Origin of the sequence: Ochrobactrum sp. AP1BH01-1, assembly GCF_018066705.1 — a bacterium.
In the GTDB taxonomy this organism is placed as follows: domain Bacteria; phylum Pseudomonadota; class Alphaproteobacteria; order Rhizobiales; family Rhizobiaceae; genus Brucella.
Genome location: NZ_JAGPOU010000002.1, coordinates 745,584 through 772,300 on the forward strand (window position 1 = coordinate 745,584; position 26,717 = coordinate 772,300).

Consider the following 26,717-nt stretch of genomic DNA (forward strand, 5'->3'; position numbering starts at 1 on the left):
CAGCTTTCCGTGAAGCGGGAGGCGTATCTGCAAATCCCCTATAGAGAATGAATAAATTCAATGAGTTAGAAGAGAACAGAACTCGCGCCGTTCTGTTCGGGACATGGATTAAATTTACGCAATGTTTGAATAATACAGGCGATCCGTCACCGGTCGCCGGGCATTACCATATGATCGAGATAATCATCATCGTCTTCCATATCGTGATCAAAGGCCGTCACCTTGCCGCGAACGGAGATGCCTGCTTCATGCACGGTTTCGGGCGAACCGGAAACAAGCGGGTGCCACCAGTACAGGTCCGAACCTTCCGCAACCAGACGATAGGCGCATGTCACCGGCAGCCAGTCCACCTCGTCAACGATTTCCGGCGTCAGGAACACACAGTCCGGCACCGTCTTCTTGCGGTTGGGATAATCGCGGCATTGGCAGGTTTCGGGATTGAGCAGCGTGCAGGCGACACTCGTCCAATAGATTTCGTCGGTGTCCTCGTCCTGCAACTTGTGCAGGCAACATTGGCCGCAACCGTCGCAAAGGCTTTCCCACTCGCTGCGGGTAAGCTGGTTCAGGGTCTTGGTGCGCCAGAATGGTTTGTCGTTCATGATGCAGCGTATAATGGAATTATGTCCGGAATGGCGTGGACAAATCGCCGCCATTTCACGACGCTTGAAATGCGGTCTTTATCAGGATAACAGTCGGGCGTCATTACCGTGACCGTAAGCGTCTTACGTCAGGCAACGCATCAATCCGCCGGGAACGGCATTTCGCATTGATGTTTCGTTGCGCCTTTCCCGCATAATATTCAGGAACTCTCATGTCCCGGTTTGAATGCGCACGCAGCAGAAAACTGCCCGCACGTTATGCATCCATTGTGATGCCTTTCATTCTATCGATCATGATGACCTTCGTCGTCTCGCTGATCGCAACGGCGAAAAGCCTTGGCATCAGCCATCCCGATCTCGCATCAAGCTGGATGTCATCATGGGCTCTCTCATGGGTCGTCGCTTTCCCGGTCCTCCTCGCCGTCCTGCCGGTGGTCCGGAAAATCGTTTCACTCGTCTGCCATCCGCACTGACGGTAAACACAAAAGAGCCGCGCATCAGGGATGCGCGGCTCATTTTGATAAAACTTCCATCTTCAGCTGAAGATGTGTTCGCCCTGCTCATCCACGATCTGCCGTCCCTTGTTCAGTGCAATACTGGCAGCATCTTCGATGCCCGGGCAGCGGTCGGCGCGCACGAAACGATATTCCTTCAATTCGCCGTTGACCGTCTTCGAGATGACACCGCAGACCTGATACTGCCCGCCCTCGCTATAGGGCGTGGCAATGATCAGAAAGTCCTTGTGCTCGAGACGACCGGCCTCTTTCGGCTCTGCCGGTGTTTCGGAGGCGGTACCTCCACCGAAAAGACGCTTCAAAAAGGACATATCGCCTCCCCTTTTATATCGTTTAGCTATCCAGGAACGAACGCAGCTTGCGCGACCGGCTCGGATGCTTCAGCTTGCGCAGTGCCTTTGCTTCGATCTGGCGGATACGTTCGCGGGTGACCGAGAACTGCTGGCCGACTTCTTCCAGCGTGTGATCGGTGTTCATGCCGATGCCGAAGCGCATGCGCAGAACACGTTCTTCACGCGGCGTCAGCGAAGCCAGAACACGGGTCGTCGTGTCGCGCAGATTGGCCTGAATGGCGGCATCGATCGGCAGAAGCGCGTTCTTGTCCTCGATGAAATCGCCCAGATGTGAATCTTCCTCGTCGCCGACCGGCGTTTCGAGAGAGATCGGTTCCTTGGCGATCTTCAAAACCTTGCGCACTTTTTCAAGCGGCATGGCCAGCTTTTCCGCCAGCTCTTCCGGCGTCGGTTCGCGGCCGATTTCATGCAGCATCTGGCGCGAGGTGCGAACGATCTTGTTGATCGTTTCGATCATGTGCACCGGAATGCGGATGGTGCGCGCCTGATCGGCAATCGAACGGGTAATCGCCTGACGGATCCACCATGTCGCATAGGTCGAGAACTTGTAGCCGCGGCGATACTCGAACTTGTCGACAGCCTTCATCAGGCCGATATTGCCTTCCTGAATGAGATCGAGGAACTGCAAGCCACGGTTCGTGTACTTCTTGGCAATCGAAATGACGAGACGAAGGTTGGCTTCCACCATTTCCTTCTTGGCGATGGTTGCTTCGCGCTCGCCCTTCTGCACCTGATTGACGATGCGGCGGAATTCGCCGATCGAAATCGCGGTTTCGGTCGCCAGCATCTGGATTTCAGAACGCAGGCGGTCGATGGTGCGTTCTTCCTTGGCTGCGAATTCCTTCCAGCCGCGTGCCGAAAGCGTGCTCACGCGCTCCACCCATTTCGGGTCCAGTTCGTGGCCCTGATATTCCTTCAGGAACTCCTCGCGGCGCACACCGAAGGACTCGGCCAAACGCAGAAGCTTGCCTTCGTTCTGCACCAGACGCTTGTTGATGTCGTAAAGCTGTTCGACGAGCTGTTCGATACGGTTCTGGTTCAGCGACAGCGACTTCACTGCCTTGATGAGCTGATCCTTCAGTTCCTTGTAGCGGCGCTCCTGGCTGGACGACAGCTCGCCGGTCGCGGCCAGACGGCCCTCGACCTGCTGATCCTGCAGCTTGCGCAGCTTCTTGTAGGTGTCGGCGATGAGGTCGAGCGTTTCCATGACCTGCGGACGCAGTTCGGCTTCCATGGCCGCCAGCGACAGGTTGGCTTCGTCCTCGTCCTCTTCTTCCTCTTCCACCGGCATGTCGCCGCCGACATTGGTGATGTCGTCGTCGTCACGCGAGCGGCGCTGAGGCTTGTCATCGCGCGGCTTTTCCTCTTCCACGCGCTCGATCACCGGCGCCTGCTTGGCTTCCGGACCGGCATAAGTGGTTTCGAGGTCGATGATTTCGCGCAGCAAGATGTTGGAATCGTTCAGCTGATCGCGCCAGATGATGATTGCCTGAAAGGTCAGCGGGCTTTCGCAAAGCCCGGCGATCATGGTTTCACGACCGGCCTCGATGCGCTTTGCAATCGCGATTTCGCCTTCACGCGACAGAAGCTCGACAGAACCCATTTCGCGCAGATACATGCGCACCGGGTCATCGGTACGGTCGGTCGGCTCCTTCTTGGTCGTGGTGGTGGCAACAGCCGTGCCGCCGGATTCGACCAGATCGCCGCCCTCTTCTGAGTCGTCGTCGCTGTTTTCTTCGCGGTCATTGTCCTGCTCGTCGTCTTCAACGACATTGATGCCCATATCGGACAGCATCGACATCGTGTCTTCGATCTGCTCGGACGTCACTTCCTCGGAAGGCAGCACGGCGTTCAGTTCGTCCATGGTGACGTAACCGCGCTTCTTCGCGACCTTTATCATCTTCTTGACAGCGTCGTCAGAAAGGTCGAGAAGCGGACCGTCAGCAGCACCCTCGCGCTCGACTTCGGCTTCTTCGTTTTCCTTAACCTTCGTTGCCATATGTTCTTCTCCAGGCGACCCCGGTCGCTTCTAAGATATATAGAGTTCTCGGACAGTTTTGCGAGGTCGCAATCCGTCAGTTGATTCTGCGAGTAGCCGATTTCCTGTTAATGGCGGATTAACCTTGCCATCGGTATCGGGCTTCTTCATCTCCGATTTCTTGTGGGCAGATCAGGCGGTCAACCAGACAATGCCGTTTTTCCGGGCCACGTTTCCGGCCCGTATCCGGCTTGCTGCCTACTGCCTTTGCAGCCTCGGATATCACCGGTTTCTGTTCTTTTTCCTTGTTCGAACTGTCGTGATTCCGTCATTTGCGCCATACGTCAAGAGCGACTCACCTGATTCGCGCCTAAAAAGCGAATCATTTTGTTGTCACGGCCTCGCCGTCGGCCAGATAGAGCGCGTTTTTCGGATCGCAACCCCGCATTTCCGGCTGTTCTCGCAAGTTTGATTCGTGAAAACGAATCAGAAGCCGCCGGGCGGACGCCCCGAAGACAGGCCGAAACCGTCTATCAGCGCTTCGGTCGCATCAGCTTTCAATATCTGATTTTGTATATCTCTGAGACGTGCGAACAACTCGCCCGTTTCATCTGTTTCAAGTGCGGCTTCAACGGCCCGCAGCTCCTTATGTAGTGTGCGCGCCCGCTGATGCAAGTGAAGCGCCTGGCGAAGTGCCTCGCGCGCATCGTCTTCCGCGGCCAGAGCCGTCGCAGTCCAGAGCTTCGCGCCCTTCACCACAAGTTCGAGCATTTCAATCTGTTCGCCAAACCCGGCATTGACCAGCGCCCGCCGCATCGCGTGGCCATCTTCCATGTGGCCGGCGGCCAGTACGTCCAGCATGGCCAGATGCAGCGACCTCAAGGCTTCATGCCCGAGATCGAGCGCGGCCAGCGTCTCGAAATCCTCTTCGATCAGACGCGGATGGTTGAGAAGCGTCAACACGATTGCCGTTTCGCGCAAGGGAGCGTGCGAACCAGCGCCCGGCCTGCCACCCTTTACCAGCGTGGAACGCACCAGGCTGTCGGAAATCGCAAGGCGCCCGCTGCCGCCAGCCGGTCCGCCGCGCCCGCGTCCGCCTTCGTTCCTGCGATTGAAAGACGAATTGCGCTGGCCTCCGCCCTGATACCCCTGACGTCCCTGACCGAAGAAGGCCTGCGCCCGTTCGCGCATATCCTGGCTGTAGTGGCGGCGAATATCTTCATTGGCGATGCGGCTGGTAATCTCGCGCAACCGCGCTTCAAGCTCGGCCCGGCGTTCCGGCGTATCGAAGACACCGCCCGTCGTTTCCCGCGTCCACACCATATCGACCAGCGGCCTGGCATCGCGCAGGACCGCGTGGAACGCAGCCGACCCTTCCGCCTTGACGAGATCGTCCGGGTCCTGCCCCTCCGGCAGAAGCGCGAAACGCAGCGACTTGCCGGGCTGCAAGGCAGGTAGTCCCAGATCGACGGCGCGATAGGCGGCGCGAAGCCCCGCCCCGTCACCATCGAAGCACAGAACGGGTTCCGGGCTGATGCGCCAGAGAAGTTCAAGCTGTTCTTCCGTCAGTGCCGTGCCGAGTGGAGCCACCACCTGATGGATACCGGCCTGCGCCAGCGCGATCACATCCATATAGCCTTCGACGGCGATGATGGATTTGGCGGGTTCGCCACCTTGCGGCTGACAGGCCTTGCGCGCCCGCAAGCCATTGTAAAGCACCCGGCCCTTGTGAAAGAGCTCGGTTTCCGGCGAGTTCAGATATTTGGCCGGGGCATCGGCGGAAAGCGCTCGTCCGCCGAAAGCAATGATGCGCCCACGCAGATCCTCGATCGGGAACATGACGCGGTCACGAAAACGGTCGTAGGAAACGGCAATCCCCTCGCCGTGCACGACAAGGCCGCACCCCTCGATCTGTTCGCGCGACACGCCCTTGCCTGCCAAAAATTCCTTCAAGGCATTGCGCGATTCCGGTGCATAGCCGATGCGGAACGCCTGCTGCGTTGCAGTCGAAAGGCCGCGGTCGCGCAGATAGGCACGCGCCTTGGCTCCGACGGCGTTTTGCAACTGGCTTTCAAAAAACTGCGCGGCCAGTTCCATGACATCGTAGAGCGTGGCGCGCTGCGCTTCGCGCTTTTCCATTTCCGGATCACGCGCCGGCATCGGAACGCCTGCCATATCGGCAACGCGCTCCACGGCCTCGGGAAAACTCAAGCCTTCAAGATCGGTCAGGAACTTGAAGTGATCGCCGGTCACGCCGCAACCGAAACAATGATAGCGGCCCTTGCGGTCTTCGCAGTGAAAACTTGGCGTCTTCTCGCCATGGAATGGACAGCAGGCCCAGAAATCGCCCTTTGGCGGATTGCTTTTCTTGCGGTCGAACGAAACGCGCGTTCCTATCAGCGCCGAGATCGGGACGCGGTCTCTGATCTCATCGAGAAAGGAGGGCGGAAAACGCATTACAGATTTCACTTTCGGTTCATACGGCAGGCCGTTCAGGCAGCGAGTGCATTCTACAGAGTATATAGGCTCGCCCGCTTCGACAGTCCATCGCGCAGGCGCGTCCCTCCCCGCTAATCACATGTCGCCGACGGACCAGCGCACTGTCACAAAACTGTCATATATTCGTCACGACGCTGTGGGAATGGATTGCTTTTTATTGCGAACAAGCCCATATCTCTTGGAAATTTGATTAGCCGGAACATATTTTTTCTTCATTTGTTGCGTTAGCTCAATCAACCAGAGTTTCAACCCTGTCTCCAACCCGAAGGGATCTTGCCGTGAATGGTTCTGTAGTCCTTTTGCATCTGGCCGGTGCGGTTGCCCTCCTGCTGTGGGCAACACGCATGGTGCGGACCGGGGTGGAGCGCGCCTATGGTGATAGGCTGCGCAGACGCCTGCGCAACCAGATGCAGAATCCGCTGCTTTCCGTTGCTTTTGGCCTTGCCCTTGCGGTCGCCCTGCAAAGCTCGACAGCGGTTACGCTTCTCGTCGGTTCATTTGTCGGTTCGGGCTTTGTCAGCGGCGTCGCCGGTCTCATGGCCGTGCGCGGCGGCGAACTCGGCTCCGCCCTCGTCGTCAAGATCCTGAGCTACGACCTCACCCTTCTGGTGCCGCTCTGCCTCGTCATCGGCACCGGCATCTTCATGACCACCGAGCGCCGTGACTGGCGGCAGATCGGGCGTATTCTGGTCGGCGTGGGCCTTCTCATCATGTCGCTGGAAATGACCGGACAGGCCACGGAGCCGCTGCGGCAAAGCGAATTGCTGCCGGTCATCGTGGATTATCTTTCCGGCGATCCGATCACAGCCTATCTGCTTGCGGCGCTGATGACATGGCTGTTTCATTCAAGCGTTGCCGCCGTCATCCTGCTTACCACCTTTGCCTCCCGCGGGCTAATCCAGCCAGAACTTGCCGTGGTGATGGTTCTCGGCGTCAATCTGGGGTCGTCGATCATCGCTCCAATCCTGACCCGTCATGCACCGCCTGAAACCCGTGTCGTGCCGCTCGGCAACCTCCTGATGCGCGGCGCCGGATCGCTCGTAATGCTGGTGCTTTACCAGACCTTCAAGCCGCCTATCGCCTTCCTTGGCGCCGATCCGGTTTCGCAGGTGGTCAACGCGCATATCCTGTTCAATGTCATCGTGATGATTGCCGGCATTCCGCTTTCCGGCCTCGTTCTGCGTGCGACCGAAGCGCTCGTGAACCTCAATGCCGACAGGAATGCGCCCGCGCAGCCTCTGGCGGCCGAGGAATACAGCGCGCTCGATACCGCCGTGCTCGACCGGCCTTCGCAAGCGCTCGCCAATGCCACCCGCGAAGTGGTCGGCGTCTGCGACACGATCGAGGTCATGCTGCGCCGCATCATCGAACTTTACGAAAAGCCGGATCAGGCGCGGATCAATGAGTTGGCGGCGCTTGACGACCGGGTGGACAAGAAACACGCCGCGATCAAGCTCTACCTGACCAGGCTTGCAACCCATGAGCTGACGGATTTCGAGTCCCTGCGGATGCAGGAACTGCTGGGAGCCTGCGTGAAGCTCGAACAGGTGGGCGACATCATCGTCCGCAACATGCTGGCGCATGTTCAAAAGAAGATGGACCACAAGCTGGAATTCACCGAGGAAGGCTGGAAGGAACTCAGCCATTTCCACGCCATGGTGCTGGCCAATGCGCATATGGCTTTCAACGTGATCGTTTCACGGGATGGCCGCACGGCCCGCCAGCTTGTGCAGGAAAAGGACCAGCTGCGCGAACTGGAAAAGCAGACGAGCATGCGGCACTTCACCCGCCTGCGCGAAGGCGCCACCCGCAGTATCGAGACGAGCACGATCCACCTCGATACGATCCGCGACCTCAAGCAGATCAACTCGCTCCTGGCATCGATGGCTTATCCAGTCCTCGAAGAACAGGGTCTGCTCAGCGATACGCGCCTCAAGACCGTCAAGCAGAGCTGAGCATCGGGTCAAGCGGCAGCAGTTACACCACCGCTGTCGCATGACGTTGAATATCAAAAGGAAATATCCGCGGCAGGACACACTCGCACGCGTGAATTTCCAGCTCTGAAACCATTCAGCGTTTCATTGTGATGCGCGACAATATCCGCAAATTGCAGGCTGGCGGTGTCGCCGGTTGTGTGCGCATCGCCGATCAATGTCACATCATAACCGAGAGAAACGGCGCGCCGAACGGTGGTGTCGACGCAATATTGCGTCTGACAGCCGCCGACAACCAGATGCGAAATATCCCGCTGTTTCAGGATGGCCTGAAGCTCGGTCTCGTGGAAAGAATCGCAGCTTCGTTTTTCCACCAGAATGTCGCCCGGTTTCAAGGCAAGCTCCTCGCGGATTTCCCATCCAGCTATGCCTTTTTCCAGCTCGTCACCCGGACCGCCGTCATGCTGCACCATGATGACCGGAATTCCGGCCTGACGCGCCTTCTCCTGCAAGCCGCGCAGCCGCACGACGATCTCATCGAGGGCACGGTCGATAGCGGGCTGCCGTTCTGGCGTGCCCATCCCGGCCACGATGTCGTTTTGAACATCTATGACGAGCAAAGCTGTTTTCATCTCTCAGCATCCGGTGGTTGGTTGGGCTTCGCCATGCATAGCACAAACAAAAACCCTCGCCAGAGCGAGGGCTTGAACAAATCAAAACGCTTTCACTGCAAGAGCGATTTCACGATGGCGCTGGCCTTGGTGAAATCCATCTTGCCGGCATAGCGCTCCTTTAGCACTGCCATGCACTTGCCCATGTCGCGCAGCCCCTGGGCGCCGATTTCAGCAATTACATCCGCACAAGCCTGCTTGATCTCATCGTCCGACATCTGCTGCGGCAGAAACTCGGAAATGATCGCGATTTCCTCGCGCTCGGCGTCTGCCAGCTCGATACGGCTGCCTTCCTCGTAGATGCGGGCGGATTCTTCACGCTGCTTGACCATCTTGCCCAGAATGCCGAGCAATTCCTCATCCCCTACCGGGTCTTTGCCAGCGGTGCGATTGGCGATATCGCGGTCCTTCACCGCGGCCATGACGAGGCGCAGCGTCGACATGCGGCGCTTGTCCTGCGCCTTCAGCGCGGTCGTGAGGGCCTGGGAAATCTCCTGGCGAAGCATAACGTCTCTCCTGACGGTGTTTGTTCTGTGTTGTTCGTTTCGTGCATCTATACAGCAAGCGAATAGAAACGCCGAGCTGTACGAACCGCCATCCCGTGAAATAATGTGATGATTATCGTCATTATTTCAGGAAAGCATGGTCGCGAACGATTGACCCGGCTTCCAAGTTTCTCTATTGCTCAAGGCTTAGCAGGACATCGGCACGTGCTGGCAGTGGGAGGTTTGAAATCCCCGCTGCCTTTTGGCGCATATATGACCCTTGACGCTTCATCTTTCAAGCTGCCTACCCGGTGGCGGGTCGAAGCGCGAATGCGTGCCGCCTAAAGCATGCCGCCCAAAAGTGGGAACCGGTTTTGGGACAACGGCATGCATGAAAACAAATAATTTAGAGCGTCGATTTGATTCCATCAGTTCGACGCTTTAACTGGTAATAAAATAACACGCTGGCGAAACAGGAGTGCAGACCATGACAGAAACCACACCGAAAACAGCACCCTGGACTGTTGAGAAGCGAACCGCCATCCTCGTACTTGCCGATGGAACCGTAATCGAAGGCAAGGGCCTCGGCGCGACGGGCGCAATCGAAGCCGAAGTGGTCTTCAATACGGCGCTGACCGGTTACGAAGAAATCCTCACGGATCCATCCTATGCCGGACAGATCGTCACCTTCACCTTCCCGCATATCGGCAATGTCGGCGCCAATGGAGAAGACATCGAAGACCTGACGCCAGCCAACCGCCACGGCGCGGTCGGCGCGATCTTCAAGGCCGACATCACATCGCCATCGAATTTCCGCGCCACGGAAGATCTGGACGCCTGGCTCAAGCATCGCGGCATCATCGCGCTCGCCGGTATCGATACCCGCGCGCTGACCTCGCTCATCCGCGAGCGCGGCGCGCAGAACGCGGTTATCGCGCATGATCCGAGCGGCAAGTTCGACCTCGACGCGCTCAAGGCACGCGCCGCCGCATGGAGCGGCCTCGAAAATCTCGACCTCGCGAAGGATGTCACGGTCGGACAGAGCCTCACCTGGAAGGAAACGCCATGGACGCTCGCGGATGGCTATGGCGAACAGGACGCTCCGAACTATCACGTGGTAGCGATCGACTTCGGCGTGAAGCGCAACATCCTGCGCCTGCTCACCGGTCTCGGTGCAAAAGTCACCGTGCTGCCTGCAACGGCAACCGCTGAGGACGTGCTGGCTCACAAGCCGGATGGCGTTTTCCTGTCCAATGGCCCCGGCGACCCGGCAGCGACCGGCGAATATGCCGTGCCCACCATCAAGAAACTTGTCGAAACCGATCTTCCGGTCTTCGGCATCTGCCTCGGTCACCAGATGCTGGCGCTCGCGCTCGGCGGACGCACCGAGAAGATGCATCAGGGCCATCACGGCGCCAACCATCCCGTCAAGGACTACACGACGGGCAAGGTCGAGATCGTATCGATGAACCACGGCTTCGCGGTCGATTCGGATTCACTGCCGGAAAATGTCGAGGAAACGCATGTGTCGCTCTTCGACGGCACCAATTGCGGCCTGCGCGTCGTCGGCAAGCCGGTGTTCTCGGTGCAGCACCATCCGGAAGCCTCCCCCGGCCCGCAGGATTCGCACTATCTGTTCCGTCGTTTCATCAATCTGATCCGCGAAAAGAAAGGCGAAGCGCCGCTTCCGGAACGCGAGCAGGCGGCTTAAATTCTCCGCATGAGATATCAATGGAAAAGGCCGGAGCAAAACTCCGGCCTTTCTGTTTTTGTATCGATCAGACTTCTGACAGCTTGGCCGCAGGCGTAGGCCGCACCCGCGCCACCACGATGACCAACGCCAGAAAGACCAGCCCGGCACCCACGGCATAGGGCATGCCCGCAAAGACGAACGGAGCGTTCTTGCCGGTGAAAATCGCAAAAAGCTGCGTGAAGATGAGCGGGCCGATAATGGTCGTAATACTCGACACGCTTGTCAGCGCGCCCTGCAATTCGCCCTGCGCCGAAGGCGGAACTTTGCCCGCCGCGATGCTGCGCAGCGGCGGATCGGCCAGTCCTTCCAGCGCGGTGAGGAAGATGACGGCATAAACCATCCAGCCTTCCCACGCGATGGCGTAGCCGATCATGCCGAGGCAGGAAAACAGCACGCCTGTGATCGCCGTGCGCCGCTCGCCGAGCACCGGCAGAACCCTTGGCAGAACCAGCGCCATCACGAAGGCCGCGCCAATGCCGAAAAGCCCCAGGGACAGACCGATCTGGGCTTCGCTCCAGTTATAGCGATAAGCACCGACAAACGCCCAGACGGACGGATAGACGGCATGAGCCAGCCAGAACAGGAAGAAGACCAGCACCACCCAGCCAATGCCCGGATAGTTCCGCATCTGCTTGAGCGCACCGAGCGGATTGGCCCGGGCGATCTGAAAGCTGCGCCGGTTTTCACGCTTCAACGTCTCCGGCAACAGGAAATAAGCCAGAATGAAGTTGATGAAGGATAGAAACGCCGCTCCGTAGAACGGAACGCGCGGGCCGAACTCACCCAGCAAACCGCCCAGAACCGGACCAAGCGCAAAGCCGACACCAAAGGCAATCCCGATCAAGCCGAAATTGCGCGCACGATTGCTGTCATCGCTGACATCGGCGATGTAGGCCGATGCGGTCGCGAAGCTCGCCCCGCTGATCCCCGCCAGCACACGGCCGACGAAAAGCATCCAGTATGAGACTGCGAGCGCGCAGATCAGATTGTCGAGCGCGAAGGTTAAAATCGAGGCGAGCAGTACCGGGCGCCGCCCGAAACGGTCGCTCAGATTGCCGATCATCGGCGCGAACAGGAACTGCATCCCGGCATAGACCAGCAAAAGCCAGCCGCCATCCACGGCAGCCGTGCTGATATCCGCCCCGGTCAGCTCTTCAAGAAAAGTCGGCAGAACCGGCATGATGATTGCAATGCCGATAATGTCGAGAAACAATGTCATAAAGACGAGTAACAAGCCCCGCCGTACAAATTGGGGATCATGCATGGGACACCTGAAATACGCTCCACGACGGACGAGGTGGAACATTCAAAAACTGTGTTGATTGGAGAACTCGCGCGCCATCGCCGCTCAAAAATGAGCGTCACGCTTGCAAATCGGAAAAGGGCCGCGCCGGTGCGAAAGCATTTATCTGGAAAATTATTTCGCGACAAGGCGAATATTGCCCGGTTTCGACAAAAAGAAAATGGAATTCGGCCGGATAAAGAAAAAGGCGGTCGAAACCGCCTTTCCCGGAATATCGAAACGATCTTAAACGTCGCCGCTGAATGTATCGCAAGATTCCAGCTTGCCGCTGTCGAAACCGCGCTGGAACCATTTGGCACGCTGGGCCGAAGTGCCGTGATTGAAGCTTTCCGGCACGACATAACCCTGGCTGCGGCGCTGCAACGTGTCGTCACCGATCTGATGCGCGGCATTCAGCGCTTCTTCAAGGTCGCCCGCCTCCAGAATACCCTTCTGTTCCGTGTAATAGCCCCATACGCCCGCGAAGCAGTCGGCCTGAAGCTCCACGCGAACCGACATCTGGTTGGCCTGCACTTCGCTCATCTGCTGCCGCATCTGGTTGAACTTGGGCAGAATGCCAAGCAGGTTCTGGACATGGTGACCCACTTCGTGCGCCAGCACATAGGCCTGCGCGAAGTCGCCGGAAGCGCCGAAGCGGTTTGCCAGTTCCTTATAGAAGCTCAGATCGATGTAGAGCTTGCGGTCGCCGGGGCAGTAGAACGGGCCAGAGGCGGCGGAAGCAAAGCCGCAAGCTGAACGAACCTGCCCGGAAAACAGCACCATGGTCGGCGGCGTGTAGGTCTGGCCGCGCGACTGGAAAATGCCGCTCCACACGTCTTCCGTCTCGGCCAGCACCGTGCGGGCGAACTGCGTCGTTTCGTCATTGGCGACATTGCCGCCTTCGGCAACTGTCCGTCCGGATTGGTCGACTTGCTGCGTTACGCTCGGCCCCATGCTGCCGTCACCGAACAGGATCGGCAGCGGATCGATGCCGACGGCGCGCAGCACGAAGAACATCACCACCAGTATCAGAATGCCGGAAATGCCGCCGCCGCGAACGATTCGGAAGCCCGGCCCGCCAAAACCGCCACCGCGACCGAAGCCGCCGCCCTGCTCTCCGCGCAGATCTTCCACATTATCGCTTTGCCTACGGCCTTGCCAGCGCATTGACCAACTCCCCTGCACCGTGCCGCTCCCAACGAAGCGCCACCAAAATTATACCTGCAATTGTCGCATAAAGAGTTGGCACGGCAACATAAAAAGTAAATGGCAGTCTCAATCACAAACGAAGACTCTTTCGCAACAGTTTGCTCACAAGAAAACTCTTTCGGCTTCGATAGACGAAACCTGCGGCGACAAGCACCAGCAGAAGAGAAGCCACAAGCAATGGCGACCTCCATCCCTGAGCAAAAGCAACCTCGTTCATGATGCGTCCGGGCATGAAGGCGAAAAATCCCGCTCCGCCAATGCCGCCGAGATAAACGCTTTTCATGATTCTGCGATGTGTCCCGATTTGCCCTGCGCGGGCAGCAACGACCGCACGCGCGCAGCCCGACAGCGTCAGTATCGAAAGAATGTGTATCGGGCTGAACCCGGCAACGAAATTGAGCTGATGAATGAAAAAACTGGAGATTGCGGTCACGATCATCAGCAGTACCCAGAATCGCCCAAGCATCCTGTGCAACCGGGTGCCCTTGCGACGCGAGAAGATGGCAAGACCTATGATTGCGGCGGGCACGACGGCCGCGACGTGAATCTGGATGGCGAGCGGTGCTTGAAGAAGCGGTTCGAAGTTCATCGCGGCGTTCCTGTTGAATTTCCCGTCGCTTTCAACAAGACTGCGCGCAACTCAATCGAAACGGCGTCAAATGCAGGAAAACTACGTGAACGGGAGCCTGTTGCAATTCGCGCTTCGCGAGTTGTCGGCCATTATTCGCGCGCCGCGACTGTGGGGCACTTTCATCGTCGTCGTCCTGATCTTCACCGTTACAGGTCCGTTCGGAACTGAACGGTCCATGCCCGTGGCGGTCCGTTTCTTTTACTGGCTTTCGGTGCAGTTTGCGGGATGGGCTACGGCAATCGTCTTTTCCGTGCTGGCCGACGCTTTCCTGGAACCTGTCGCGAAACACGCCTTTGTCCGCATGATGGTCGGGGCGGTTGCGGCTGCGCTGCCCATCGGACTCTGGATCGGCTTCATCGACTGGGGTTTTTCTGGCACTACGCCGACCACCCCAGCCATTCTCGCCAATGCCGCCGTCGCCCTCCCCCTCAGCGCACTGTTCTGCATTCTCGCCTACATGACGTTGCACCGTGATCTGGAAACCGTACCGAGAAGTGCTTCCGACACGCCGCCGCCATTGCTGGCCCGATTGAACCCGGGTAATCGCGGCGCGATTCTCCGTCTCTCTGCGGAAGATCACTACACGCGTGTCGTCACCAGCCGAGGAGAGGAACTCCTTCTTCTCCGCTTTTCCGACGCCGTGAAGGAAGTCGGCGATACGAGCGGTCTGCAGATTCACCGCTCACACTGGATCGCCGACCGGCACGTCGCGCAATTGCGCAAAACCGATAGTGGTCTCAGCTTGCTGGCAAACGATGGTACCTTGCTGCCGATCAGCCGCGCGAGCCAGAAATCAGCCCGGGAGCGCTTCGGTTCCGTTATAACATTCACGGAGAAGGCATAACCACCTTTTCTCCTCCCGACTGCGGCACCACAATCTATACGCTAGTAATTGCGAAAATTCGCGGCTTTCGCTACAGCGTGTACCGTCAACGAGGCACAGATAATGCAGAATCGAAAACAGCTTTACTCGATCCAGATCTTGCGCGGTCTTGCCGCGACCGCCGTCCTGATCGCTCACACGATCGAGCATCCACGTGCTGAAACCAACAATGCCATCACGATGCTGGGCGTTTTCGGCGTTCAGCTGTTTTTCGTCATCAGCGGCTTTATCATCGCCTATGTCAACGCCGATGGCCCGTTCCGACCGGGCGACTTTCTGACAAGGCGCATTTTCCGCATCGTGCCGCTTTACTGGCTGTGCACGATCACGGTTTTCTTCTGCGCGCTCTATCTGCCATCCCTGTTCAAAACCACTGTGGCGGATGTTGGCTATTTCATAAAGTCGCTTTTCTTCATACCCGCGGCCGCTCCGGGCGACCCAAGCGACTGGCGCCCGATCTTCAAGCTCGGCTGGTCGCTCAATTACGAACTGTTTTTCTATGCGATCTTCGCCCTGTTCTGGTGGTGCAGAAGCGCCTTGCAGCGCACCGTGCTCCTGACCATCGTGTTCGGCGCCTGTGTCATCGGAAGCTTCTTTGTCGAGCCGTCGGCAAGCATTGCCGCGTTCTACCTGCACAAGAACCTCCTGACATTCATGTTCGGCATGTGGCTGGCCGAAGCGGAAAAGCATCGCCTGTGGGAAAAAATGCCTCCGGTCGCATTGGCCGGCATAGGCATCCTCGCCGCAGCCGCTCTTTACGGCACCTTCTCCACCCCGCTGGCTGCATTCAACAATTTCTCGACATATCTCATCATGTGCGGCGCGGCTGTCTTGCTGGTCGCAGGCGCACTGGGTATTGAACGCTGGATGGGAGACCTGCGAGACAATTTCTTCGTGGATCTCGGCGCGATTTCCTATTCGCTTTACCTGACACACATGTTCGTCGTCGGTTTCGGCTGGGCGGTACTGCGCAAGCTCAACCTTGGTGCGGCCGCCGAAATAGCAGGAATGGCCGGCATCGTCGTCGCCGCAATCATTGCGGCTAAGATTTCCTACCGCCTCATCGAACAGCCATCAAACAGGTTCGGTCAGATGCTCACAAAGCGCAACAAACCATCGCTGAAGGTCGCTCAGGCAGAAGCCTGAACGGCCCGCGAGCGCTTCGGTTCGGGTGCATCATCCATAGACAGTGCAGAATTTCCGTGAATGCTCGCACTTTCTTTGAAATAAAACGATTTGTGGGGTTCCGCTTATCGAAATGATTGCCTATAAGGCCCGCTTAGCCCACAGAATTCATACGCTGCCAACCCGCCGGAAAACCGCGCGGGCTTTTCTGGCAGGCTAAATCAGCGTGTCACCCGGAGTTTGAAACCATTTCGGGACTGACATGCGCAACCGAGAAGAACAGGACGCGCCCATGCCGAAACGTACAGATATCAAATCGATCCTGATTATCGGCGCGGGTCCCATTGTCATCGGCCAGGCTTGCGAGTTCGACTATTCCGGCACGCAGGCCTGCAAGGCGTTGAAAGAGGAAGGCTACCGCATCATCCTCGTCAACTCCAACCCGGCCACGATCATGACCGATCCCGATCTGGCGGATGCGACCTATATCGAGCCGATCACGCCGGAAGTGGTCGCCAAGATCATCGCCAAGGAGCGCCCGGACGCTATCCTGCCCACCATGGGCGGCCAGACCGCGCTCAACACCGCATTGTCGCTCCGCCGCATGGGCGTGCTTGAACGTTATAACGTCGAGATGATCGGCGCGAACGCCGAGGCCATCGACAAGGCGGAAGACCGTGCGCTTTTCCGCGAAGCCATGAAGAAGATCGGCCTCGACACGCCGGGCTCGATGCTCGCCAACGCGACCGAAATCAAGGACGAGGATCGCAAGCGTCACGAAGCCAAGCGCGCCGAAGTGAAGGCGCAGTTCTCCGGCGACGATCTCGACAAGGCGCTCGACAAGCTGGAAACCGAATGGCAACTCGGCGAAGTGGAGCGCAAGCAGCGTTACATGAGCCACGCGCTCGCAAAGGCAGCGCAGGCCCTTGACGTGGTTGGCCTTCCGGCGATCATCCGGCCAAGCTTCACGCTCGGCGGCACCGGCGGCGGCATTGCCTATAACCGTCAGGAATTCTTCGAGATCATCGAACGCGGCCTCGACGCCTCGCCGACCACCGAAGTTCTGATTGAAGAGTCGGTGCTGGGCTGGAAGGAATATGAAATGGAAGTTGTCCGCGACAAGGCGGACAACTGCATCATCATCTGCTCCATCGAAAACCTCGATCCGATGGGCGTGCACACTGGAGACTCGATCACCGTTGCTCCTGCGCTGACCTTGACCGACAAAGAATACCAGATCATGCGTAACGCCTCGATTGCGGTGCTGCGCGAGATCGGCGTCGAAACCGGCGGCTCCAACGTGCAGTTCGCGATCAATCCGGCCAATGGCCGCATGATCGTCATCGAAATGAACCCGCGTGTCTCGCGCTCCTCGGCACTCGCCTCCAAGGCAACCGGCTTTCCGATTGCCAAGGTCGCGGCCAAGCTTGCGGTCGGTTACACGCTCGATGAACTCGACAACGACATTACCGGCGGCGCGACGCCTGCCTCGTTCGAACCGTCGATCGACTATGTCGTCACCAAGATCCCGCGTTTCGCCTTCGAGAAATTCCCCGGTTCCTCGCCGATCCTGACCACGGCCATGAAATCGGTCGGCGAAGTGATGGCCATTGGCCGCACTTTCCAGGAAAGCTTGCAGAAGGCGCTGCGCGGCCTTGAAACCGGCCTGACAGGCCTTGATGAAATCGCCATTCCCAACATTGAGGAAGGCGACGAAAAGAACGCCATCCGCGCCGCCATCGGCACGCCGACGCCGGACCGCCTGCGCATGGTCGCGCAGGCAATGCGCCTTGGCCTCACCACCGAACAGGTCCACGACGCCTCCAAGATCGATCCGTGGTTCCTCGAACAGATCGAAGGGATCGTTTCAACCGAAGAGCGCATTCGCGAACATGGTCTGCCGCAGGACGCTGAAAACCTGCGCATGCTGAAGGCCATGGGCTTCTCCGACGCCCGCCTTGCAAGCCTGACGGGCAAGGACGCCGAAGACGTGGCCAAGCTGCGCGCCGAACTGGACGTGCATCCGGTCTACAAGCGCATCGACACTTGCGCCGCCGAATTCGCCTCGCCGACTGCCTATATGTATTCGACCTACGAAACGCCTTTCGTCGGCCAGCCGCGTTCGGAAGCCGAAGTGTCGGATCGCAAGAAGGTCGTCATTCTGGGCGGCGGTCCGAACCGTATCGGCCAGGGCATCGAGTTCGATTATTGCTGCTGCCATGCAGCCTTCGCGCTCGGCGACGCCGATTACGAAGCCATCATGGTCAACTGCAACCCGGAAACGGTTTCGACCGACTATGACACCTCGGACCGTCTTTATTTTGAACCGCTGACCGCGGAAGACGTGCTGGAAATCCTGCGCGTGGAACAGGAAAAGGGCACGCTGCACGGCGTCATCGTGCAGTTTGGCGGCCAGACACCGCTGAAACTCGCCAATGCGCTTGAAAAGGCCGGCATCCCGATCCTCGGCACTTCGCCGGACGCCATCGACCTTGCCGAAGATCGCGACCGTTTCCAGAAGCTTCTCATCAAGCTCGACCTCAACCAGCCGAAGAACGGCATCGCCTATTCGGTCGAGCAGGCCCGCCTCGTCGCCGCCGACCTCGGCTTCCCGCTGGTCGTGCGTCCGTCCTATGTTCTGGGTGGCCGCGCCATGCAAATCATCCACGACGAACGGTCCTTGCAGAACTATCTGCTCGATACCGTGCCGGAACTGGTGCCGGAAGACATCAAGGCCAAGTATCCGAACGACAAGACAGGCCAGATCAACACGCTGCTCGGCAAGAATCCGCTTCTGTTCGACACCTATCTGACCGAAGCCATCGAAGTGGACGTCGACTGCCTGTGCGACGGCAAGGATAGCTTTGTCGCCGGCATCATGGAACATATCGAGGAAGCCGGCATCCACTCGGGCGACAGTGCCTGCTCGCTGCCCGTGCACACGCTTTCGCCGGAAATCGTTGCCGAACTGGAACGCCAGACGGCAGCGCTCGCCAAGGCGCTTCATGTCGGCGGGTTGATGAATGTTCAGTTCGCCATCAAGGACGGCGAAATCTTCATTCTCGAAGTCAATCCGCGCGCCTCGCGCACGGTTCCCTTCGTTGCCAAGACGGTCGGTACGCCGATTGCCAAGGTTGCGGCCCGCATCATGGCCGGTGAAAGCCTGGAAGCCGCACTCGGTGCCTATGGCGGCAAGCCGCAGGCACCTTCCCGCCCGCATATCGCGGTCAAGGAAGCCGTGTTCCCGTTTGCCCGCTTCCCCGGCGTCGACACGCTGCTCGGGCCGGAAATGCGCTCGACCGGCGAAGTCATGGGTCTCGACTACGACTACGCCCTGGCCTTTGCAAAGGCACAGCTTGGCGCAGGCGTGGAGCTGCCACGTGAAGGCACCGTCTTCGTATCCGTCCGTGACGAGGACAAGGAGCGCGTGCTCGGTCCGGTTCGCCTGTTGGCCAGCATCGGCTTCAAGGTCATGGCAACCGGCGGCACGCAAAAATTCCTCGAAGCCAACGGCGTCGAATCGACCAAGATCAACAAGGTCATCGAAGGCCGTCCGCATGTAGAAGACGCGATCCGCAATCGCCAGATTCATCTGGTCTTCAACACGACCGACAGCGCCAGCGCCGTTTCTGACAGCAAGTCGATCCGCCGCGCAACGCTGATGCAGAAGCTGCCTTACTACACCACCATGGCAGGCGCCGAAGCCGCAGCCGAAGCCATCGCCGCGCTCAAGGCCGGATCGCTGGAAGTGCGTCCGCTGCAGGATTATTTCCGCTGATCATCGTATCAGTATGAGCAGATTGAAGCCGCCGGACATCCCGGCGGCTTTTTTCATGCGGTCTTCAGCGCAGCCAGTTCCAGCGGCTTGCGGTCGGGATCGTCTTCCAGATGAACCTGCTGGGTAAAAAGCCCTTCATGCAGATGCGGCTTGCCCAGATGAACGATGCCAGCCTCTTTCAGCTCATCGTCCAGCATGTCGCGTATCCGCTGATAAGCCTCTGTATCGAGACCATCGAGCGCGCCATCGATGACAATCCATTTCGGCTGCTGGAGGATGAGCCGCGCAAAGGCCAGGCACTGCTTTTCGTCATCCGTCAGGACGCGGTCCCATCGGGCGACGCTGTCGAGGCTGGCAGAAAGCCGCCCCAGCCCGGCCCGCTGCAGAAGCTTTTCCAGCGCTTCGTCGGAAAACTTTTTGATATCGAGGGGATAGGCGATCACGCCCCTCAGATTTCCCGGCGGAAAATAGGGCGCACGCGGCATGAAGGCGACGCCGTCGCTGACCGGCATGCCGATCCGTCCCTCCCCCCACGGCCACAGCCCGCCCAGCGCCCGGAACAGCAGCGTTCTCTGCGTCTCGGTCCCTCCGGTGACGAGCACGCGTTCTCCGGCCTTCACCGCGAGAGTCCGGCGCGAAAGCTTCAGGCACTCTTCGGGCGCCGCAATGGAAACTCCGTCCAGCGTCAGCACATCGCCGTCATTGACGGCAAGATCGATCTGCCGATCGAGACGGCCAAGCGCATCCATGTGCAGCACTGCCTGACGAAAACTCGCCACGCGCAGAAGCGTCGCCCGCCAGTCGGCAATCGCGCCGAAATTGTCGACGAACCAGCGCAGCGCATTATGCACCTGCGTGAAAGCGCCGACAGCCATCATCAGCCCGCCGAAGGTCAATCCACCTCCGAAATAGACCGGGGCCGCTACCAGGATCGGCGCCACGATTGTCAGCCAGCCATAACCGGCAGTCACCCATGTCAGCCGCGTGGTCGCATAGACGATCTTGCGGATCGCGGCCAGAACCGCATCGATGTCCAGACCCAGCCGCCGCTTCTCGTCCGCTTCGCCGCGCGAAAGGGTGATCGCGTCCAGATGTTCGTTGACCCGCATCAGGGAAGCGCGAAAATCCGCCTCACGGGCATAACGGTTGGCATTGATGTTGACGAGGCTGCGCCCGACGATCCATGTCAGCCACGAGGCGGAAGCGGCATAGATGACGACGGCCCAGACCATATAGCCGGGGATCGAGAAACTGTAGCCTGCGACATGGAACACGAAGCCGCTCGACAGCGACCACAAAACGCCGACGAAACTCACCAGAATGACGGTGGACTGGAGCAGGTTTATGCCAAGATCGCAGGAGGTCTCGGCCAGATGGCGCGCATCTTCATGCAGGCGCTGATCGGGATTGATGCCGATTTCGCCCGCATTGGCCAGCCGAAAGGCGCGCCCCGGCACCAGCCATTGCCCGACGAGATCCCGCGCCAGCCCCTCGCGCATCTTCAGCTTGAACATCTGATTGAGCCAGGTTTGCGATACATTGAGCACCAGCAGCGCACCTGCAATCCCGAAAAATACCATCAACTGATGGAAGAAAGCCTGCAAATCCCGCCGGGCGAGCGCATCGTAGAATGGCTCGTTCCAGCGATTGATGGCGACCTGTCCAATGGCGATCAGAACGATGAGGGCGAAGATACCGAGGCCAAGCGCAATCAGCGTGTTGCGCACCGGCGAAGCCATAAAGGCCCCGACCATCATCGAAACCTGTGAAAAAAGATCGGTGCCGTCCCGTGACGGAGCGCCGCCGACCAGTTTCGCCGAACCTTTGCGCAGACGCTCGGTGACGCTGCGCCTCGACTTCTTGCGGGGGCGGCCTTTTTTGGGGGCGCCCTGCTTGGTCTTATCCTTGTCTGGTTCAGACGTCATGTTCGGCCTCGCTGCCCACCCGCCGTTCAATTTTGCAGATATGTTCGCAACATGCGCATTATGTACGTCACGCGGAAGTCAAAGATAGGAGATCAGCACGCTTTTCGTGCAAACCAGCTGTAGTGACCCACAACAATGTGCGGGTTTTACCGCCGATCATTCGCTGCAATCATGGCCGGAACCAGAACCCCTGACGGAAAGCAATCCATGGCTGTCACCATCAAGCCCATCGACAAAGTGCTCATTTATGCGACGTGGAACGGCCGCCTTCTGGTCTTTGAAGAACCGGATTTCCCCGAAACGCCGCTTCAAGTGCCGGGCGGCACGGTCGAGGCTGGAGAAGATATTCTCGCCGCCGCCTATCGAGAATTCGCCGAGGAAACCGGCCTTCTTTATGGCGACGGGATGATCCATCTCGAAACCGTCGATTATGACTATCCGGAAAGAGGCTATACGGAGCCTCATCGCCGCCATTGCTTCCATCTGAAATTGCGGGCTGCGCTCCCTGAAACCTGGGATCATTATGAAATGTCGCCTTGCGGCGGCAGCACCCCGATTTTATTCCGGCTGTTCTGGCTCGACCGCCGGAGCGCACAAGACCGGCTGGGCCTCGGAATGGCAGGAAGCCTGAATAAAATCAATTTCTAGCTGGCAACGCAGCTGTCTTGTGTTGGTCAAATTTGTCGCATATAGTTAGTGCATCGATTTTTCGGTCGAGTGACTTTGCGACCCGTGCGGCCCGCCGTGCTTCCTGACGATCTCCTGTCCATAAATTCGATTCACAGGGACGTGTGCGAAGCATACGGACTATTCTACTACTTGTTACAAAGGAATTTCCCATGGCTACGGGAACAGTTAAGTGGTTCAACACGACCAAGGGCTTCGGCTTCATCCAGCCTGATCAGGGCGGCACGGACGTTTTCGTTCACATCTCCGCCGTTCAGCGCGCTGGCCTTGCCACGCTCGATGAAGGTCAGAAGGTTTCTTACGAAATCGTTCAGGACCGCCGTTCGGGCCGTTCGTCTGCCGACAACCTCGTCGCAGCATAAGTTTTGCCGCAAGGCAGAGAAAGGCGGGTCCTCGGGCCCGCCTTTTTGTTTGTCCGCTTTTCCGGTCAGCCCCGCCCCATCGCGCTTGCGCCAAGAATGAGGGCGGCGACCAGCGCGGCAATGGTGCGGACGTGATTCCATAAGGTCCAGTCACGTACATAAGCGAGCCAGGCGTCGACCGACGCAGCCGCATCGGCGTCCATCAGGGCAAGCTGGTTGTTCAGCGGCACGTTGAGAACCATCGTGACGCCGATAGTGCCGACGAGATAGACAACAGCGCCGGTCATCGCCCACGCCGACAGGCCCTCGAAGCCCATCAATCCCAGCACGACGATCGTGAGGCACAGCAATGCGGTGCCGAAAAAGGCGGCGAAGAACGTGCCGTTGAGCACGGTGATGTTGATCGACTGCATCGCCATCATGCCCGCGCTCGCCGGAATGCGCGCCAGCGCAGCCATCACAAAACTTGAGAACGCATAGAAAATGCCGCCTGTAATGGCGCTACCCCATGCTGCCAGCAGAACCAGCAACTGAAAACCCGTTGTCATGACTGTCCTCCCTCTGTCTTCGACGGCAGCTTTGCGCGCACGATATCTATTCACCTTCCCTCTCCCAAAATATGAGCAACCCTCATATTTGCAATATGTGAGCAATCCTCATATTCTGTCAAGAGCGTAATATGTGAGTCGGTCATGAAGCAGAATTCCGCCGGGCAAGCAGAGGCCACCAGCACCCCTGTCCTCCGCCGCACGCCCAGCCAGAGCCGCGCGCAGGAAAAGATCCGTCGCATCGCAGAATGCGCCACGGCTCTGATCGCCGCCAAAGGCAGCGACAGTCTCAGGATGAGTGAAATCGCCCAGCAGGCCGGTATCTCCATTGGCGCGCTCTATCAGTATTTCCCCGACAAGAGCGCCCTGATCCGCTACCTGTTTGAAAGCTCCAATGCACAATCGCGCCAATGTATCGCCGAGGGGCTCGCGGCAGCCAATTCGGCAGATGAGTTGATCGTCGCCTTCAATGCACTAATTGATGAGTATCTGGGCCTGATGCGGCTGGAACCGGCAATGCGCGACATCTGGTCGGCCACGCAGACAGACAAGTCCCTGTCAAAGCTGGAAATTGCTGAAAGCAGGCAGAACGGCCAGCTGCTGGCCGATACGATCCGCCGGATCGTCCCCGGCAAGCTGCCGCCACAACTGGACGAAACGGCCTTCCTGCTGATGCATTTCGGCGAATCCACCATGCGCATCGCCGTCGAGGTTTCGGAAAGCGAATGCGATGCGCTGATAGCGGCTTACAAGCTGATGGCCACGCGCAGCCTGCGTAACCTGATGGCAGGATAGAACCTTACGGCAGCCATTCGATCGGCACATGCCCCTTGTCGCTGGCCACGCGCTGCAGCCATGCACCCACAGCGGGATATTTCTGCATGTCGAAACCGCCACGATGCGCTTCGTGCGTGTAAGCATAGAGCGCGATATCAGCCACCGTATAATTGTCACCGACGATGAACGGCGTTTTCTGCAACTGGGTTTCCATCACAGCCAGCGCCTTTTCGCCACCGGCAAGCGTGGAAGCGAGACGCTCCGGCGTCGCATCGCGCGACCGCTCCGGATAGACCATCAACGCCCGGCGCACCGCGATATAAGGCTCGTGGCTGTATTGCTCGAAGAACAGCCATTGATAGACCAGCGCGCGCTCGTAAGCGTCTTGCGGCAGGAGCGGCGTCCCCTCGGCGAGATGCAGGAGAATGGCATTCGATTCCGCGAGAAAACGCCCGTCTTCCAGTTCCAGCAGCGGAACCTTGCCGTTCGGGTTCTTGGCCAGATATTCCGGCGTGCGCGTCGATCCGTCGAGCGATGAAACCGCGACGTGTCGGAAGGGTCTGCCGATCTTCGCCAGAAGCAGGCGAGGCTTGTAGCAATTGCCGGAATCGGCGTGTTCATAAAGTGTCAGCATGGTCGTCTCCTGTTTGCCGCAATATTTCTGCCCGCCCGCTTCCTGTCCAATCAGTTTCTTTGCGCCAATATGTCAGCATTGCTGATGGATCTGTTCGTTTCGGCAACACATTTGCGCGAAATCCGGCAATTGCGGACGAATTCTCAATCCTTCTGTTGCGCTTCCCGCGCCGATGGGACATAGAAAATCCGCAAAACCGGACCGCGCCCGGTGCCGGTTAACAGAGCCTGCCATCTATGGAGATCTATCATGGCATTTCTCGCCGACGCCCTTTCTCGTGTAAAGCCATCTGCGACCATCGCGGTCAGCCAGAAAGCACGTGAACTGAAAGCCAAGGGCAAGGACGTGATTGGTCTCGGTGCGGGCGAGCCCGATTTCGACACGCCGGACAATATCAAGCAGGCTGCCATCGACGCCATCAATCGCGGCGAAACGAAGTACACGCCCATTTCAGGTATTCCCGAGCTGCGCCAGGCCATCGTTGCCAAGTTCAAGCGCGAGAACGGTCTCGACTACAAGCCGGAACAGACGATCGTCGGCACCGGCGGCAAGCAGATTCTGTTCAACGCCTTCATGGCGACGCTGAACCCCGGCGATGAAGTCATCATCCCTGCCCCTTACTGGGTGAGCTACCCGGAAATGGTGGCGATCAACGGCGGCAACCCGGTCTTCATCAACACCAAGATCGAGGACAACTTCAAGCTGACCGCTGCCGATCTTGAAAAGGCCATCACGCCGAAGTCCAAGTGGCTGATCTTCAACTCGCCGTCCAACCCGACCGGCGCGGCTTACACGGAAGCGGAACTCAAGTCTCTGACCGATGTTCTCGTTCGTCATCCGCATGTCTGGATCCTGACCGACGACATGTATGAGCATCTGGTCTATGGCGATTTTGTCTTCACGACGCCCGCTCAGGTCGAGCCGTCGCTTTACGACCGCACGCTCACCATGAACGGCGTCTCGAAGGCCTATGCCATGACCGGCTGGCGTATCGGCTACGCGGCAGGGCCACTGCAGCTTATCAAGGCCATGGATATGGTTCAGGGTCAGCAGACCTCCGGCGCCTGCTCCATTGCACAGTGGGCCGCAGTCGAAGCGCTCAACGGCACGCAGGACTTCATTCCGGAAAACAAGAAGATTTTCCAGGCCCGCCGCGATCTGGTCGTCTCGATGCTCAACCAGGCAAAAGGCATCCAGTGCCCGACGCCGGAAGGTGCCTTCTACGTCTATCCGTCCTGCGCGGACCTCATCGGAAAGAAAACGGAAGCTGGCAAGGTCATCGAGACCGACGAAGATTTCGTCACTGAACTTTTGGAAGCCGAAGGCGTCGCCGTCGTGCATGGTTCGGCATTTGGTCTCGGACCGAACTTCCGTATTTCCTATGCAACGTCGGACGCGCTGCTCGAAGAAGCCTGCACCCGCATCCAGCGCTTCTGCGCCAGCCTGCGCTAAAGCATTTCCAGCAAAAGCGCGAAGCGCCTACGCGGGGAAATCAGTCCACTGGACTGATTTCTGATCCCGCTTCGATGCGTAGGATAATGCGACAAAGCAAATAATCAGAACAAAGAAGACCAAGGGGCCGAAAGGCCCCTTTTTCATATCTGCAATTCGAGAATATGCGATGGGAAGCGCAAGTCGGCTGTCGCCGGGACCTGTCAAAAGAGACAGTTGAGCGTGGAAACCGTTTGGCTATCGTTGCAACGCATCGCCCAGCCCGGCGAAAAGCCAAAAAAAAAGCCAGACAAATGTCTGGCTTTGAGTTTTGAAGGTGCCTTCGAGGCAAACCTCCAGAGGGGAACACTCAGCCCGCGCAAATGGGAGGAGGAAACGCAGCGCTGAGATGACCCTTATATGCCTGTTGCCCATTGTTTTTGCAATGCGACTTTAGCGCAATGCAGCTATGCGTTTTACGCATGTCTAGATCAGGCAATAAAACTATTTAAAATCATCTGGTTAGATCGAATAAAATTACTTCGTAATATTATCATGAGCAGATCCGCCGCCTAAACCATGGGCATCGGCAACAGAACAGTGCCCGCAAATTTGGCAAATCACCGTTCCTGAGTCGCGCAAAGCAGATGTCACGCAA

At 58.3% G+C, this 26,717-nt stretch carries 24 protein-coding genes; 12 read left to right on the forward strand and 12 right to left on the reverse strand.

The window, feature by feature from the left end; translation table 11 throughout:
- Window positions 1-146: 146 nt before the first annotated feature.
- Window positions 147-599, reverse strand: a complete 453-nt coding sequence (locus J9800_RS08970; protein ID WP_114216393.1) for a YcgN family cysteine cluster protein — start codon at window positions 597-599, stop codon at window positions 147-149.
- 212 nt (window positions 600-811) lie between these two features.
- Between J9800_RS08970 and J9800_RS08975 the strand changes: the two genes are divergently transcribed.
- Window positions 812-1,072, forward strand: a complete 261-nt coding sequence (locus J9800_RS08975) for a DUF2798 domain-containing protein (protein WP_114216355.1) — start codon at window positions 812-814, stop codon at window positions 1,070-1,072.
- A 62-nt stretch (window positions 1,073-1,134) separates the two neighbouring features.
- On the opposite strand, the gene J9800_RS08980 is transcribed toward J9800_RS08975, so the two are convergent.
- Together J9800_RS08980 and rpoD are read right to left on the reverse strand one after the other, a co-directional pair.
- Window positions 1,135-1,425 carry an HlyU family transcriptional regulator gene (locus tag J9800_RS08980; protein ID WP_114216354.1) on the reverse strand — a complete coding sequence of 97 codons (291 nt, stop codon included), beginning with the start codon at window positions 1,423-1,425 and terminating at the stop codon, window positions 1,135-1,137.
- 22 nt (window positions 1,426-1,447) lie between these two features.
- Window positions 1,448-3,466 (reverse strand): RNA polymerase sigma factor RpoD, encoded by a 2,019-nt coding sequence (rpoD, locus tag J9800_RS08985; protein WP_112585851.1) that lies wholly within the window; start codon window positions 3,464-3,466, stop codon window positions 1,448-1,450.
- Window positions 3,467-3,590: 124 nt separating this feature from the next.
- Between rpoD and J9800_RS08990 the strand changes: the two genes are divergently transcribed.
- On the forward strand, window positions 3,591-3,917 hold the full coding sequence (locus tag J9800_RS08990; protein WP_162792664.1) for a hypothetical protein: 327 nt from the start codon (window positions 3,591-3,593) through the stop codon (window positions 3,915-3,917).
- A gap of 14 nt (window positions 3,918-3,931) precedes the next feature.
- Here J9800_RS08990 and dnaG read toward each other — a convergent pair whose 3' ends face one another.
- Window positions 3,932-5,902, reverse strand: coding sequence for a DNA primase (dnaG, locus tag J9800_RS08995; protein WP_114216353.1), 1,971 nt, complete (start codon window positions 5,900-5,902; stop codon window positions 3,932-3,934).
- 320 nt (window positions 5,903-6,222) lie between these two features.
- On the opposite strand from dnaG, the gene J9800_RS09000 reads away from it, so the two are divergent.
- Complete coding sequence (locus J9800_RS09000) at window positions 6,223-7,899, forward strand: Na/Pi cotransporter family protein (RefSeq protein WP_114216352.1); 1,677 nt, start codon at window positions 6,223-6,225, stop codon at window positions 7,897-7,899.
- A gap of 53 nt (window positions 7,900-7,952) precedes the next feature.
- Here J9800_RS09000 and J9800_RS09005 read toward each other — a convergent pair whose 3' ends face one another.
- The gene (locus tag J9800_RS09005) at window positions 7,953-8,510 is read right to left on the reverse strand and encodes a cysteine hydrolase family protein (RefSeq protein ID WP_114216351.1); all 558 of its coding nucleotides are present in this window, start codon (window positions 8,508-8,510) and stop codon (window positions 7,953-7,955) included.
- Between the two features lie 92 nt (window positions 8,511-8,602).
- Window positions 8,603-9,055 (reverse strand): GatB/YqeY domain-containing protein, encoded by a 453-nt coding sequence (locus tag J9800_RS09010; protein WP_112585843.1) that lies wholly within the window; start codon window positions 9,053-9,055, stop codon window positions 8,603-8,605.
- Window positions 9,056-9,521: 466 nt separating this feature from the next.
- Between J9800_RS09010 and carA the strand changes: the two genes are divergently transcribed.
- Window positions 9,522-10,745 carry a glutamine-hydrolyzing carbamoyl-phosphate synthase small subunit gene (carA, locus tag J9800_RS09015; RefSeq protein WP_114216350.1) on the forward strand — a complete coding sequence of 408 codons (1,224 nt, stop codon included), beginning with the start codon at window positions 9,522-9,524 and terminating at the stop codon, window positions 10,743-10,745.
- Window positions 10,746-10,812: 67 nt separating this feature from the next.
- Here carA and J9800_RS09020 read toward each other — a convergent pair whose 3' ends face one another.
- From J9800_RS09020 to J9800_RS09030, 3 genes are all read right to left on the reverse strand, one after another.
- Window positions 10,813-12,051: a TCR/Tet family MFS transporter gene (locus tag J9800_RS09020; RefSeq protein WP_114216349.1), complete on the reverse strand. Its 1,239-nt coding sequence runs from the start codon at window positions 12,049-12,051 to the stop codon at window positions 10,813-10,815.
- A gap of 264 nt (window positions 12,052-12,315) precedes the next feature.
- Entirely contained in the window at window positions 12,316-13,236 is a 921-nt protein-coding gene (gene ypfJ, locus J9800_RS09025) for a KPN_02809 family neutral zinc metallopeptidase (RefSeq protein ID WP_114216348.1), read from the reverse strand.
- 112 nt (window positions 13,237-13,348) lie between these two features.
- The gene (locus tag J9800_RS09030) at window positions 13,349-13,867 is read right to left on the reverse strand and encodes a DUF2306 domain-containing protein (protein ID WP_114216347.1); all 519 of its coding nucleotides are present in this window, start codon (window positions 13,865-13,867) and stop codon (window positions 13,349-13,351) included.
- A gap of 70 nt (window positions 13,868-13,937) precedes the next feature.
- Here J9800_RS09030 and J9800_RS09035 point away from each other — a divergent pair, with 70 nt between their 5' ends.
- The 3 genes from J9800_RS09035 (at window position 13,938) to carB (ending at window position 19,695) form a co-directional block, all read left to right on the forward strand.
- A complete protein-coding gene (locus tag J9800_RS09035; protein ID WP_114216346.1) occupies window positions 13,938-14,753 on the forward strand; it encodes a LytTR family DNA-binding domain-containing protein in 816 nt (271 codons plus the stop codon).
- 102 nt (window positions 14,754-14,855) lie between these two features.
- Window positions 14,856-15,938: an acyltransferase family protein gene (locus J9800_RS09040; RefSeq protein WP_114216345.1), complete on the forward strand. Its 1,083-nt coding sequence runs from the start codon at window positions 14,856-14,858 to the stop codon at window positions 15,936-15,938.
- Between the two features lie 271 nt (window positions 15,939-16,209).
- On the forward strand, window positions 16,210-19,695 hold the full coding sequence (carB, locus tag J9800_RS09045) for a carbamoyl-phosphate synthase large subunit (RefSeq protein ID WP_114216392.1): 3,486 nt from the start codon (window positions 16,210-16,212) through the stop codon (window positions 19,693-19,695).
- 53 nt (window positions 19,696-19,748) lie between these two features.
- On the opposite strand, the gene J9800_RS09050 is transcribed toward carB, so the two are convergent.
- Entirely contained in the window at window positions 19,749-21,620 is a 1,872-nt protein-coding gene (locus tag J9800_RS09050) for an ABC transporter ATP-binding protein/permease (protein WP_114216344.1), read from the reverse strand.
- Between the two features lie 207 nt (window positions 21,621-21,827).
- On the opposite strand from J9800_RS09050, the gene J9800_RS09055 reads away from it, so the two are divergent.
- Window positions 21,828-22,268 carry an NUDIX hydrolase gene (locus tag J9800_RS09055; protein ID WP_114216343.1) on the forward strand — a complete coding sequence of 147 codons (441 nt, stop codon included), beginning with the start codon at window positions 21,828-21,830 and terminating at the stop codon, window positions 22,266-22,268.
- Window positions 22,269-22,459: 191 nt separating this feature from the next.
- Window positions 22,460-22,669: a cold-shock protein gene (locus J9800_RS09060; protein ID WP_006471898.1), complete on the forward strand. Its 210-nt coding sequence runs from the start codon at window positions 22,460-22,462 to the stop codon at window positions 22,667-22,669.
- Between the two features lie 65 nt (window positions 22,670-22,734).
- On the opposite strand, the gene J9800_RS09065 is transcribed toward J9800_RS09060, so the two are convergent.
- A complete protein-coding gene (locus J9800_RS09065; RefSeq protein WP_114216342.1) occupies window positions 22,735-23,217 on the reverse strand; it encodes an anthrone oxygenase family protein in 483 nt (160 codons plus the stop codon).
- 144 nt (window positions 23,218-23,361) lie between these two features.
- Here J9800_RS09065 and J9800_RS09070 point away from each other — a divergent pair, with 144 nt between their 5' ends.
- Window positions 23,362-24,012, forward strand: coding sequence for a TetR/AcrR family transcriptional regulator (locus J9800_RS09070; RefSeq protein WP_114216341.1), 651 nt, complete (start codon window positions 23,362-23,364; stop codon window positions 24,010-24,012).
- Between the two features lie 4 nt (window positions 24,013-24,016).
- Here the strand turns inward: J9800_RS09070 and J9800_RS09075 are convergent, their stop codons facing one another.
- The gene (locus J9800_RS09075) at window positions 24,017-24,628 is read right to left on the reverse strand and encodes a glutathione S-transferase family protein (RefSeq protein ID WP_114216340.1); all 612 of its coding nucleotides are present in this window, start codon (window positions 24,626-24,628) and stop codon (window positions 24,017-24,019) included.
- A gap of 249 nt (window positions 24,629-24,877) precedes the next feature.
- Between J9800_RS09075 and J9800_RS09080 the strand changes: the two genes are divergently transcribed.
- Together J9800_RS09080 and J9800_RS09085 are read left to right on the forward strand one after the other, a co-directional pair.
- Window positions 24,878-26,080, forward strand: coding sequence for a pyridoxal phosphate-dependent aminotransferase (locus tag J9800_RS09080; RefSeq protein ID WP_114216339.1), 1,203 nt, complete (start codon window positions 24,878-24,880; stop codon window positions 26,078-26,080).
- A gap of 216 nt (window positions 26,081-26,296) precedes the next feature.
- Window positions 26,297-26,467, forward strand: coding sequence for a hypothetical protein (locus tag J9800_RS09085; protein ID WP_210845705.1), 171 nt, complete (start codon window positions 26,297-26,299; stop codon window positions 26,465-26,467).
- Window positions 26,468-26,717: the final 250 nt, after the last annotated feature.